The sequence below is a fragment of the Streptomyces sp. NPDC055966 genome, from assembly GCF_042269865.1.
Taxonomy (GTDB): Bacteria; Actinomycetota; Actinomycetes; order Streptomycetales; family Streptomycetaceae; genus Streptomyces.
Genome location: NZ_JBHJYK010000013.1, coordinates 127,599 through 140,155 on the forward strand (window position 1 = coordinate 127,599; position 12,557 = coordinate 140,155).

Annotated in this window: 7 protein-coding genes and 1 pseudogene; 3 read left to right on the plus strand and 5 right to left on the minus strand. The window is 70.5% G+C overall.

Going from position 1 to position 12,557, the window contains the following annotated elements; genetic code table 11:
- The first annotated feature begins 1,403 nt into the window (after window positions 1-1,403).
- Window positions 1,404-2,972, plus strand: a complete 1,569-nt coding sequence (locus ACFC8N_RS26785; protein WP_376290467.1) for a neuraminidase (sialidase) — start codon at window positions 1,404-1,406, stop codon at window positions 2,970-2,972.
- A 130-nt stretch (window positions 2,973-3,102) separates the two neighbouring features.
- Entirely contained in the window at window positions 3,103-5,775 is a 2,673-nt protein-coding gene (locus ACFC8N_RS26790) for a glycosyl hydrolase (RefSeq protein WP_376290469.1), read from the plus strand.
- Between the two features lie 239 nt (window positions 5,776-6,014).
- On the opposite strand, the gene ACFC8N_RS26795 is transcribed toward ACFC8N_RS26790, so the two are convergent.
- The 4 genes and pseudogenes from ACFC8N_RS26795 to ACFC8N_RS26810 form a co-directional block, all read right to left on the minus strand.
- A complete protein-coding gene (locus ACFC8N_RS26795) occupies window positions 6,015-7,235 on the minus strand; it encodes a metallophosphoesterase (RefSeq protein ID WP_376290471.1) in 1,221 nt (406 codons plus the stop codon).
- Window positions 7,236-7,448: 213 nt separating this feature from the next.
- Window positions 7,449-7,715 (minus strand): hypothetical protein, encoded by a 267-nt coding sequence (locus ACFC8N_RS26800; protein ID WP_356025746.1) that lies wholly within the window; start codon window positions 7,713-7,715, stop codon window positions 7,449-7,451.
- A 102-nt stretch (window positions 7,716-7,817) separates the two neighbouring features.
- Window positions 7,818-9,533: an LCP family protein gene (locus ACFC8N_RS26805; protein WP_376290475.1), complete on the minus strand. Its 1,716-nt coding sequence runs from the start codon at window positions 9,531-9,533 to the stop codon at window positions 7,818-7,820.
- Window positions 9,534-9,797: 264 nt separating this feature from the next.
- Window positions 9,798-10,192, minus strand: a pseudogene (locus tag ACFC8N_RS26810) (hypothetical protein); the annotation flags it as partial.
- A 100-nt stretch (window positions 10,193-10,292) separates the two neighbouring features.
- On the opposite strand from ACFC8N_RS26810, the gene ACFC8N_RS26815 reads away from it, so the two are divergent.
- Window positions 10,293-10,670: an ArsR/SmtB family transcription factor gene (locus ACFC8N_RS26815; protein ID WP_376290478.1), complete on the plus strand. Its 378-nt coding sequence runs from the start codon at window positions 10,293-10,295 to the stop codon at window positions 10,668-10,670.
- 233 nt (window positions 10,671-10,903) lie between these two features.
- Here the strand turns inward: ACFC8N_RS26815 and ACFC8N_RS26820 are convergent, their stop codons facing one another.
- Window positions 10,904-12,421, minus strand: coding sequence for an LCP family protein (locus tag ACFC8N_RS26820; RefSeq protein WP_376290481.1), 1,518 nt, complete (start codon window positions 12,419-12,421; stop codon window positions 10,904-10,906).
- Between the last annotated feature and the right edge of the window lie 136 nt (window positions 12,422-12,557).

The window sequence follows — 12,557 nt, forward strand, 5'->3', positions numbered from 1 at the left end:
ACGCCCCGCGTCACCCCGGGGAGAGGGGGGCTGGTCAACGCGCGCCGCGTGCGCAGCGTTGTTCTGTGGGTAGGTGCGGTACTCCTCGGCCGGCCGGGACGGTGACGCGGAGTGCAGGTGCCAGCCCCGTGCGGTGGCCCGCCACAGCCTCCGTTTGGTCTCCGGGAGGATGCCGAAGCAGTCGACGGGCGGGGGCCGGCTCTCCGGCGGGGCGGTGGCGCGGACCGTGACGGGTCGGCGCGGCCGCGGCGGGAAAGTGCCTGGATCGAGCGAGGCAGGCAAGGAACTGAAGACAAATCAGTGGCCGCTCCGGAGACACCCATTGAGCTTCTTCCGCCGTGCTGCTCCAGGGCGAGAACGGCCTTGGGTATTGACGTCGAGCGGTTGGGGCTGCAGCGGGCGCGGCGGAAGACGCGCCAGGGCTTGAGTTGAGGGAAGGTCCGCTCGACCGGGCTGGAGCCGCCTTACGCGGCTCGCGGCAGGGCCCATGCCGCGCACTCGGCGTCACGCGAGATCGAGCCGGTTCCCGGCTCGGCCGACACCCCGTCGGATCATCAGAAATTGCCCGGTTTGCACTTTATATTGAGAATCGGTCGTGGCGGCACCGCCCTACAGAAGGAGTATGCAGATGATCCTCAGCAGCCTGCTTGAGGCAGTTCTCGGTCTCGTCGGAGCCCTGCTCTAACCGCACCGGCACACCCATTCAGAGCAGGGGACATCGGCACCCGCTTCCGGCTCCTGGCCGGGGCGGGTGTTCGTCGTTGCGGCGCCGGGCCACGGCTCGCGGGTGCCGAGCCCGGAGGATCCAGGCGGCCGGTGAGGCGGAGATGCAGGGTCGGCAGGTGTGGCAGTACCTGGTCTTCGCGCAGGCAGGCGTTGGGAGCGCGACCGGGGTCGGGCCGGGTGGCGCTGGTGAGGCCGTGGCGGCACCGGTAGCCCGGACGGTGGTGAGTCCCGTGCGCAGGGCCGACGACGACGCCGCCCAGACGGTGGCCGGCCGCCGTCCGCGGCCCGCTCTCCTGCCCGCGCCGCCCTCGCCGGCACTGGCCCAGGCCCCGCTACCGCACTGCCGTACCTGCGCCACCGGGTCACCGCACGGGTCCGCGCCCCGCACGGTGCACGCCCGGAAAGCCGCCGCCTCGCCGTCCTGCTTGCCGCCTCGCCGGTCACCGTGACGGCACTCGCACTGGCGGCGCCACCCCGGCGCCCGGCCGGTTCCCGGAGGTCCTGCGCCGCTGATCGCCGGCATCCGATAATTGACGTGCCCTTGACCGCTGCCCTCAACTCCGCTCCCACGGCCCAGGACTAGGCTCCAGGCGACCCGTGTCCCGGTGACACCGGGACCGTGTCCGCGCCAGCACAGCCCAAGACGGTCCGTTCTTCGGAGAGTTGGGGGAATCGCCATGCGCACACGTACAAGAGCCTCTCTCGTGGCCACTGCTGCCGCGTTCCTGCTCGTCGCCACCGTGGGCAACTCGGCTGCCGCGGGCGACGGCCAGCCGGTTGGCCTGGTCTCGCCCGGTGATCCTTACGCCGCCTGTGACATCAGCGGCGACGGGACCGGTACCAACTACCCGTCGGCGGAGGCCGAACCGTACGTCACCACAAGTCCCCGTGATCCGCGTGACGCGGTCGGGATCTTCCAGCAGGACCGCTGGTCCAACGGCGGAGCCCGGGGGCTGACCGCCACGTACACCCATGACGGTCGGCACTTCACCGAGACCCCGCTGCCGTTCTCGCACTGCGCGCCGGGCGGGCTCAACTACCAGCGCGCGTCCGACGGCTGGGTGAGCACCGGCCCCGACGGCACGGTCTACGCCAGCGGCCTGGTGTTCGACGCCACCGACGCGCGCAACGGCGTGGCCGCCTCGACGTCGTACGACGGCGGGCGCACCTGGACCCACACCACCCCCCTGATCGACGACACACAGGCCCAGTTCACCGACGACAAGAACGCCGTGACCGCCGACCCCGTCCATCCGGGCGTCGCCTACCAGGTCTGGGACCGCATCGACGAGGACGACTCCGCCAAGGTCTACGACGGGCCCTCCTACATCTCCGTCACCCGGGACGGCGGCCGGCACTGGTCCACGGCCCGCCCGTTCGTGGACACCTCGGTCGTGCCCCACTCGCAGACCATCGGCAACGTCATCGTCGTCGACCCGCGCACCGACACCCTCTACGACGTCTTCGACTGGCAGACGTACGACATCGACTACGCGACCGGCACCTTCACGCCCACCGACCTCCACTTCGCCGTCGTGAAATCGACCGATCAGGGCCGCACGTGGAGCAAGCCGGTCACGGTCGCCAAGGACACGTCCGTACCCGAAGTCGATCCCAACGCCCCCACTGACGCGACCAAGTCCCTGCGGGCGGGCGGCGACCTGCCGAACGTCGCCATCGACCCGCACACCGGCGAGCTCTACGTCGCCTACGAGGGCTCGGACTTCAGCGGAGGTGCCCACAACTCCGTGGAACTGGTCCACTCCGCTGACGGCGGCCGGACCTGGTCGACTCCGAAGCGGGTCAACTCCGTCACCTCCGCACCCGCCTTCACGCCCTCCATCAGCGTGGACGCGCGCGGCTCGGTCGCGATCACCTACTACGACCTGCGCTACCTCACCGCCGGGAACACCACCACCCTCCCCGCCGCAGCCTGGCTGCTCACCTTCCCGCGCGGCGCGGAGAACCACGCCACCGAGCGCCGCATCTCGCGGGTCTTCGACTGGCTCCGGGCCCCTTACGCAGGGGGCCACTTCCTCGGCGACTACGAGGGCCTCGCCACTGACGGTCCCGTCGCCGTACGGCCGCTGTTCGTCGAGACCAATGCCGACGCGCCGCAGGACTCCACGGACGCATACAGCGGCCTGTTCCTGACGGGTGGGTCTTACGGCCCCTCCGCGGCGGCTACGGCCGTACCGCATGCGGCAGTTCGGCACGCGGCCAGGCCGCACAGGATCGTCCGTTGATGTGCTGACGCGCCGCAAGGTAAACAGCCCACCATTTTTCCTGTGAGCCCTTTGTGTGACTGTTGTGGTCACGCCAAGATCCCCTCTGTGCCGGGACACCCCCATATGCCCGGTGCAGGGAGGAGTGGGCATGTTGCCCCCGAAGTACCAGCGACGGTTCATCACCTGCACCGTCGTAGCGGCCGCGTTCGGACTGGTAAGCACCCAGTCGTTCGCGGCGTCGAACGCCAGACCGCGGCCCTGGCAGGCGCGCCACCAAGCCGCCGTGGGCCGCCAGCACATCAAGGCGGTGCACGCGGGCCATGGGTTGTCCGCGTTGGCCGCCTCCGGGGGCGATGACGGGGGCGCCGACGAGGCGGAGAACTCCGCCGAGGCGACTGCCCAGTTCACCGAGGCACGCACTGCCCCCGGCGTGGTCGCGCCCGGCGCCTACGGGGCGGCCTGGCAGCAGCTCCAGTCCATGAAGCACACGAGCGGCAGCTGGGACCACGTCACCAAGAAGGCATACAACTCCGACGACCCCCGCTACCGCGACGTCAACTCCAACTCCAGTGGCGGCGCGGGCGAGGTGACCGGCCGGATCACCGGGATCGCCGCCGACGACCAGGGCTATGTGTACGCGGGCGGCGCCAACGGCGGGGTCTTCCGGTCCACGACCGGCGGCGGCCACTGGAAGCCGATCTCCGACAGGCTCCCGTCCCTGTCGACCGGCACCCTTTCCCTCGACGGCCAGAAGCGGCTCTGGTACGCCACGGGCGAGTCCAACACCGGGGCGACGTCCTTCGTCGGCACGGGCGTGTATGTCCTGAAGGACCCGCGTCACGGGCAGTTCCAGCCCGGTGACCGCGTCGGTGGCGCCGAACTGGAGTCGACCGTCATCCACGCCCTGCGCTTCGCCGGCGCCAAGGTGTGGGCGGCGACCAGCACCGGCGTGTGGTCGCACTCGACGACCACCCTGTCCGGGCCCTGGAAGCAGGAGTTCGCTCCCAACCCCGACTATCTGCCGGGCGGTTCGAAGGCGGACGACCCGAGCGCGCCGTACAAGAACATCGCCAACGACATCGCCGTGGACCCCAAGGATCCGAACAAGGTTCTGCTTGCGGTCGGTTGGCGCGGCGGCGACACCTACAACGGCCTGTACGCCGAGCAGGGCGACGGCAGTTGGAAGCCGGTCAGCGGACTCGGCGACCTGCCCACCAGCAGCGGCGACGTAGGCAACATGACCTTCGCCGCCGCTGCCGACGGCTCGCGCCTGTACGCCATCGACCAGTCCCCGGCGCAGATGGCCGCCAACCCGGACAGCGGGCTCAAGGGCGTGTACGTCTCGAAGAACGGCTCGCCGTTCGGGCCGTGGACGCAGATCGCGGACTACACCAAGCTGAAGGCGTCCGGGTCGGCACTGCAGACCGCCGGCTACATGCCCGGCATCCAGTCCTGGTACAACCAGTTCCTCCAGGTCGACCCGGCCAACGCCGACCACCTCTACCTCGGCCTGGAGGAGGTCTTCGAGACCAAGAACGCCGGCCAGAGCTGGACGACCCCGGGCCCGTACTGGAACTTCCCCTTCCCCTGCTGGAGCAACGACCCGGCCAAGCAGACCGGTGACTGCTCGCCCACCGTCCACTCCGACCAGCACGCCGTCGCGATCGGCAGCTACCGGGGCAAGACCTGGGCGTACGTCGGCAACGACGGCGGCATCTACCGCCGCCCGCTGAACGGCGCGGTCGACTCCGGCGGTCACGCCAAGGACTGGCAGTCACTGAACGACGGCACCATCGACACCCTGCAGTACTACTCCGTGGGCGTCGGCAAGGACCTCACGTACGGCGGCGTCTCGGTGACCGGCGGTCTCCAGGACAACGGCCAGTCCATCCTGCGCGGCCGTGACAAGGTCATGGGCTCCGACTTCGGCGGCGACGGCGGCGACACCATCACCGACCCCGCCAACGGCTGCAACATCGCCCAGGAGTACGTCTACCTCGACATGTGGGTGACGCAGAACTGCGGCGTGAACGACGGTTCCTGGTCGACGGACCCGACGAAGGCCACCGAGTTCGAGGTCGCCCCGCCGGACAAGGACCTCGGTGGCGCGGGCGCCCGCTTCATCGCGCCGATCGCCGCAGACGCCAAGGACACCAACACCTGGATCGCCGGCGGCCGGCACGTGTGGGTGAACACCAAGGGCTTCGCCATCCGCTCCGGCAAGGAGTGGACGAACGCGTACGACCTCGGCGAGGGCCACGTGGCCACCGCCGTGGCGTCCTCCGGCGGCACGGTCTACGTCGGCTGGTGCGGGCCCTGCAACAACCAGGGCTTCACCCGCGGCATCGCGGTCGGCAACGCCGACGGCACCGGATGGCACCAGCTGAACCTCCCGGTCGACGGCACCGTCCCCAACCGGTACATCTCCGGTTTCGAGATCGACCCGGCCAACGCCCAGCACGTGTACGTGGCGATCAACGGCTTCTCCCGCCGCTTCACCGAGGGCCCCGGCGCGGGCGTCGGCCACGTCTTCGAGACCAAGGACGGCGGCGCGAGCTGGACGGACATCTCGGCCAACCTGCCCGACGTCCCCGCCGACACGGTCAAGCTCCTCCCGAACGGCGGCCTCGCCCTCGGCACCGACCTCGCCACCTTCTACCGCCCCGCCGGCGCCACCCAGTGGCAGGTCCTGGGACACGACCTGCCCACCACGGCCGTCATGCAGCTCCGCCTCGGCCCCGACGGCAAGCTGTACGCCGCCACGCACGGACGCGGCATCCGGTCCTTCGACGTACGGCGCCTCAAGGCCCGTAAGGACTGATCACGCCCCGTACGTCCCGAACGCTGACGACGGCCGGTGCGCACCCCGTTCCCGGGGACGCACCGGCCGTCCGGCGTTCGGATTCACTCAGCCGCAGCGTGAAAGGGGGCGCATTCCCGGGCCCCCACGTGACGGTCACCGCCCCGATGCGTGCGGCCAGCGCAGCGGCTTCCTGCCGTCAACTCGCTGTCCGGGTGCGGTGTCCGTGCATGCAGACTGTCGGCGTGGCCCGCCGCGTGCTACGGCGAGGTGGGCAGGTGCGGGGAGCGGAGTACGAGCAGGGTGATCTCGCTGGGGGCGAAGACGCGGAAGGGCGGGCCCCAGAAGCCGGTGCCGCGGCTGGTGTAGAGGAGGGTGCGGGGGCCGTGGTGGCTGAGGCCGGCGAGGGCGGGCTGGTCGATGCGGACCAGGTGGTGGAAGGGCCAGATCTGGCCGCCGTGGGTGTGCCCGGAGAGCTGGAGGTCGACGCCGGCTGCTGCCGCCCGGTCGACGAACTTGGGCTGGTGTGCCAGGAGCAGGACGGGCAGGTCGGGGTCGGCGCCGTCCAGGGCTCCGGCGAGGTGGGCGCGGTGGCCTGCCAGGCCGGAGGACTCGGCCGTGACGTCGTCCACACCGGCGACCACGAGGGTGTCGCCTCCGCGTTCGAGCAGCAGGTGGCGGTTGCGCAGCGGCTCCCAGCCCAGCTCGTCCATCAGGTCGACCCAGCCCTGGGCCTCGCTGTAGTACTCGTGGTTGCCGGTGACGTAGACCCGGGCCCGGGTTGCCTGCACCGTACCGAGTGGGGCGGCCTGGGCGCGGCGGCGTTCGGCCGTGCCGTCCGCGATGTCGCCGGTGTGGCAGACCAGGTCGGCCTCCAGCGTGTTCACCGTCTCGCACACCCGCGCCGACCAGCGAGCGCGATCGAGCGGGCCGTAGTGGGTGTCGGTGATGAGGACGACGCGGACACCGTCCAACCCCGCGCCCAGCCGCGGGAGTTCCACGTCGAGTCGGCGCACGCGTGGCACGCGGCGGGCCTCGGCGTACCCCCAGGCGAGCAGCACGGCGGTGACACCGAGGACGGCCCACGTGACGATCCGGGCCCGGTCCTGACTCCCGCCGACGCCGGCCACGGTCAGGGCGAGCCGCAAGAGGACGCCGAGCAGAGCGGACCAGGTGAACAGAACCCAGCTCGTGCCCAGCAGGGTGTCACCGACGATCGCCGCCCGGTCCTGCTGGCGCCGGCCATGGCCGCGCGCCATCGCGAGCGGCATACCGATGAGGCCGAGGGCGAACAGGCCGGTGCCGACCAGCGTGACGGGCAGCGGCCAGTGCTGGCCGGCGTACAGGAGCACCCAGCAGGGCACGGCCCACAGCAGGACGGGGGCGATCAGGGGGATGTAGCGCATCAGGCGGTGCAGTCGGCTCTGCCGCGGAGCTTGCGCTTCCCCCTCGGCGGGCCGGGTGTTACTGGTGGCGGTCATGCTTCCCCTCCCTGACCGGGCTGCCGTCTCGCGCACTGTATCCGGTCGCCCTCGGGCCGACCGGACCGGCGTTCATTGAGCGCGGCCCCTTGGCAGCGAAGGGTTCTCCGCGCGATGGCAGGACTCCGCCGTAGAACACCTCCACTGGCTGGATACGCACCGAGGTGGTCGCCCGGCTCGCTGGTCCGGTCCGCCGTCCGACAGGCGGGCGGTCTACGTGCCGCTCTGGACCCGGGCGACGATCCGGTCCGGGTCGAACAGGACCCATCGCGCAGTCGCCACGCCCGACAGTCGCAGCCGGCAGGCGGTGACGCCGTCGGGGCCCGTCCACCATCCGGTGGTGGATCCCGGCCACGGCCATCCCTCCCCGTCGTACACCTCGACCGGCTGATAGGTGTCACGCACCTCGTCCTCGGGCGGCAGCGGACACCCTTGCGCCAGTTCGTCGAGCACGCCTTCCGCGGCGGTTGTCTCCCGCATGGCCGGCCCCTCCCCTTCGCCTCTGTGGACGCTTCCATCATTGCGCAACTGATGAGGTTTTCGCTGAGGGTGGCGAAACGAGCACCGGCCGCGACGAACGGTTCAGGAGTCGGAGTCGGGTTGGCTGCGGGCGGCGGCGTACGCCTGGGCGGGGGTCATGCTGACGCCGTTGAGGGAGACGGTCCTGTAGGGGCTGACCTGAGCGCACCCCTTGGGCTGGTCGGCCGTCTGGGCGTGGGCGTCGGAGACCGCGGCGTGGGTGTCGGCGGGGGCAGGGGAGGAGGCGCCGGTGCTGCCGTGGCCGGCGGGGTAGCTGGTGCCGCTGGGCCAGTCACTGCCGATGACCAGGGTCAGGCCAGTGCCGCCGCCCTGCTTGAGGTGTGAGGAAGGCAGGCCGAGGGCGCTGGCCGCCGCCTGGGCCTCGGGCTCCTGCCCGGTGCCGTAGGTGAGCGTGGTGACGGACGCGGTGGTGGGGGCGTTGGCCGTGGTGGTGCCCTGGCTGAAGCCCTTGTCCGTCAGGGCGGTGGCCAGCTCGGAGGCCCGGCCGCCGACAGTGGTGCCGTTCTCGATGGTCACGGCGATCCGGGAGGGAGTGACGGACCGGGCGGTGGCGGAGGGTGCTGCGGACTTCTTGCCCGAACCGGCGGTCAGCGACTGGTCGTTGGCGATGCTCGCGAACAGCGACCTGGCCCCGGCGCCCGGCACGACACGGTCCCTGTTATGGGGATCGGCGGCGGTCTGCATGGTGGTGAAGGTGATCCGGTGGGAGGGGACCTTGTCCAGGTCGGAGGCCAGGCCCACCAGCTTGCTGATGCTGCCCAGCCCGTCGTCGACGGTGAGCGCCTTGGTGGCCGCGTCGGCGAGGCCGTAGACCTTGGCGGGGTCCGTGAGCGTGCCGGCGCTCTTGAACTTGCGGATCATCGCCCCGAGGAAGAGGTGCTGCGAGACCGTGCGCCCGAGGTCGCTGCCGTCGCCGAAGCCGTGCCGGGAGCGGACGAACTCCAGGGCCCCGACGCCTTTGAGGGTGTGAGTGCCCTTGGACAGCTTCAGGTGCGAGTAGGTGTCGTAGACGTTGTCGCTGACGCACACGTCCACGCCGCCGACCGCGTCGGACATGCTGACCACGCCGGAGAAGTCGAGCTTGACGAAGTGGTCGATCGGGATGCCGGTGAGCTGGTGGATGGTGGCCACCTGGCAGGCCGGGCCGTACGAGAGAGCGCTGTTGATCTGTCCGTAGTAGCCGGACGTGGACTGCTTCGACGTGGGATCGGTGCAGGCCGGGACGTTGGTCATGGTGTCGCGGGGGACGCTCATCACCGTGGCGTTGGAGCGGTCGGCGGCTATGTGCACCACCATCTCCACGTCCGCGTTGCCGTTGCCGGACTGCACCCCGGTCCGGGAGCAGCCGCCGCCCAGCCTGCAGTCGGCCGCGCTGGTGCGCCCGTCCGAGCCGATCACCAGCAGGTTGATCGGGGTACGGCCGAAGGCGTCCGCCTTCTCGCTGCCGCCCTTCCCATCGAGTGAGACGCTGTTGATGTTGCCGTTGAGGTGCTCGTAGAACCACCACCCGGCGCCGGCGGTCACCAGGACCAGGAAGGCCAGGCACGTCCCGGCGATCCGCAGCGCCCGCCTGCCCCTGCGCGTCGGCCGGACGCGGCGCCGCGAGTTCCCGCGGCCGGAGGACCGGGACGCCGCCCGTGCCGCCGCCCGGCCACCTGGCGGGCGCTCGTCGGCAGGCCTGTCCGTGTGCCGGCGGGGCACCTGGGCAGTGCGGCGGCGCGTGGCTCGGCCGGCGGAGCCGTCCCGCAGGTCACTCATGTCCCACTCCCGGCAATGGTTGCGCCCAGCAGTCCCTCGGGGGTGCGGCCGGTGGTCTGCGGCCGGTCCGTCGGGCGAAGTGGGGCGGCACTTCAGTTGCGTGATTGCGCAATCTAGCAAACGGACGGGCCGCTGCTCACCAGTCGGCCTCGATTCACAGGTGGGGACATCGCTGCGTAGGCGGTCCGCCACGCCGAGTTGTCCTGGCCGACGACACGCGCTTCGATGTCATCGCTCATGGTCGGTGGCTGCCCGGCGTTCGGGCCCGGCACGACCGGTCCTCTCGGTGCCGACGGGGCGGTCGGCCTTCAGCGTCGCCCGCAACTCGTCGGCGTCCGGCTGGACAAGAGCGACACGCGCGTGGTCGTCACGCCAGAGCACGGTGACGAACTTGGTGTTGTGCAGGTCGATGGTCTTCAGCGACATGGCGAAAGAGATCAGCGCGTCGGTCGTTCACAGGCCGGAGTCGACGTCCTGTGGCACCCGCACGGGCGGGATCACGACCAGCGCATCACGCGGGATCGAGACCGCGAGGGCATGCCGTGGTCGGCGTAGACGTGCAGGAGGAATGCGCTGTCGGAGCGCCCGACGTCGTTCTTGCTTCCGCCGCCCGGCGCGTTGTTGCCGTGGACGCGACCGTCGGAGCCGATGACGATGACCTCAGCCGCGGCGCGGTATTGCAAGGCGTCCTTGAGTCCATGACGCCTACACTGGGCGGGTGCGTGTGAAGCGTCTTTGAGGTACGGACGGGAGAGGACTGTGGCGCAGATCGTCGATGGCTTCGAGGATCTGTCCGCCGAGGCGCTCGCGGAGGCAGCCACCGCCTTCGGGCTGTTGGCCTCGACGCCGCGGCTCCACATCATGTGGGCGCTGTCCCAGGGCGAGAGCGATGTGAGCCGGCTCGCGGAACGGGTGGGCGGGACGCTGCCCGCGATGAGTCAGAACCTGTCGAAGCTGAAGCTCGCGGGCCTGGTCCGCTCCCGCCGCGAGGGCCGGCGGCAGATCTACCGTATCGACGACCCCGACGTCCTCCTCGTCGTCCGGCTGATGGTCGGTCAGCTCGCCCGGCGTACCGGGGAATCGATGCCACTGCGGGGACGGTCGCGCAGGACCGGCGCCTGGGACTGCCCGGCCTGAGGCAGCGCGCCGAGACGCCGACTCCCGACGCGGCCCGCACCGTCCACGTGTGAAGGCAGCACGACCGGGACGTCTCCGCCGACGGGTCCCTCTGCCTCGACGAGTTGGTCGGACTCCGTCCGGTCACCGCGCTCGCGCTCGTCGTCAAACGGCCCGCGCGGCCCGCTGCTCGTGGGCGGCGTGGCCGCGTCAGCGGCGGCCTGCCTCGCCATTGCTGACCGCGCGGCGCCTCGTCAGCCGCCTGATCCGTACGTGAGATCGGAGCACGGGTCGTCGTCCGCCGAGCGGGCGTCGTCCGTCACCGAGCCGGGCACTGTGGTCGGGGTTGCCGCGGCGGAGGAACCGCCCGTGGCGTAAGAGGCGCCCAGGACCACGTTGATGCCCGATCCGCCGATGAAATGGAGCTGGGCGCCGGGGAAGAGCCGGGCCACCGTCTCGGCTTGTGGCTTCAGGGCGGCGCCGTACTCGATGACGGTGGTGGCGTCGTCCTGGCTGCTCGCCCTGGCGGTGCCGGTGACGGTGAAGCCGTGCTCCGTGAGTGCCGAGACGGCCCTGGAGGTGAGGCTGCTCAGGGTGGTGCCGTTGTATACGGCGACGTCGATACCGGCGCCAGAGACGCTCTGGGTGGGGCTGGGCGATGCGGCCGCGCCGCCCTGAGGCTGCTTCTTCCCGCTGGCGTCCTTGCCGTCGATGGTGCGATCCGCCTTGAGCGCTGCCCACAGGTTGGAGGCGTCCGGCTCGACGACGGCGACGCGTTCGCCGGCGTACCGCCAGGGGAGGGTGACGAACTTGGTGTCGTGCAGGCCGATGTCCTTCAGCGACATGGCGAAGGAGATCAGCTTGTTCGCCGTGCCCAGTCCGGGGTCGACCGTGAGCGACTTCGTGGCGGCGTCGGCCAGCGGCAGCAGGTTGACGGGTGTGATCCCGTCGCTCCTGACCTTCTTGACGAGGCCGGCGAGGAAGGCTTGCTGCCGTTTGATCCGCCCTATGTCGGAGCCGTCACCGAGACCGTGTCGTATACGGACGTAGTCCAGGGCCTGTTGTCCGGAAACGGTCTGCTCGCCCTTCTTGAAGAGCAGGTTGCCCCGGGTGGCTCGGTTGGGGTCGAGGTCCTTCTCGTAGACGTCCTGCGGCAGGCAGACCTGCACCCCGCCGACCACACCGGTCAGCGCCGCGAAGCCCTTGAAGTCCACGACCACGGTGTGGTCCACGCGCAGACCGGTGAGCTGTTCGACGGTGTTCTGGGTGCAGGCCGGATTGCCCTTGTCCGTCTGCCCGACGGAGAACGCGGAGTTGAACATGGCGTCGGTCTGTGACTTCGTCCAGGAGCCGTCCGGCAGTCTGCAGGGCGGGATGGTCACCAGGGTGTCGCGGGGGATCGACACGGCGAGGGCGTGCTTGTGGTCGGCGTAGACGTGCAGCAGGACCGCGGTGTCGGAACGGCCGATGTCGTTCGTATCGCCGCCGCCCAGTGAGCTGTTGCCGTCATTGCGCGCGTCGGACCCGATGACCAGGACGTTCTCGCTACGGGACGGGCCTGCCGCGGGGCGGTGTCCGGACAGGCCGCGCGCGTCGAAGGTGTGGATGCCGCTGTTCAGCTTCAGGTAGATCCAGCCGAGGCCCACCGCGCCGAGCATCACGACGACCAGCGCGATGAGCAGCATTGTTCGCCACGGGCTGCGCCCGCGGCCCCGTGCTGTCCTGCCGTCCCTTGTGGTGGTCATCCGGGCGCCCCCGTCCGTCCGCGTCATACAGAAGGGACGACTGGCTCTACCCAATGGTTGTACAGTTGCGCAATATGGCAATTATGGCAGAGGGCGGGCCACCCTGCCTGTTCTGAGTCGCCGCCCGAAGGACAAGCTGTTCGGCGCCGAAGAGCTGCCCGTC

Excerpts from the sequence above, each read along its gene's own strand:
- ACFC8N_RS26790 (WP_376290469.1), top strand. The coding sequence starts at position 3,103 with ATGTTGCCCCCGAAGTACCAGCGACGGTTCATCACCTGCACCGTCGTA.
- ACFC8N_RS26820 (WP_376290481.1), bottom strand. The coding sequence starts at position 12,421 with ATGACGCGGACGGACGGGGGCGCCCGGATGACCACCACAAGGGACGGC.
- ACFC8N_RS26795 (WP_376290471.1), bottom strand. The coding sequence starts at position 7,235 with ATGACCGCCACCAGTAACACCCGGCCCGCCGAGGGGGAAGCGCAAGCT.
- ACFC8N_RS26805 (WP_376290475.1), bottom strand. The coding sequence starts at position 9,533 with ATGAGTGACCTGCGGGACGGCTCCGCCGGCCGAGCCACGCGCCGCCGC.
- ACFC8N_RS26800 (WP_356025746.1), bottom strand. The coding sequence starts at position 7,715 with ATGCGGGAGACAACCGCCGCGGAAGGCGTGCTCGACGAACTGGCGCAA.
- ACFC8N_RS26785 (WP_376290467.1), top strand. The coding sequence starts at position 1,404 with ATGCGCACACGTACAAGAGCCTCTCTCGTGGCCACTGCTGCCGCGTTC.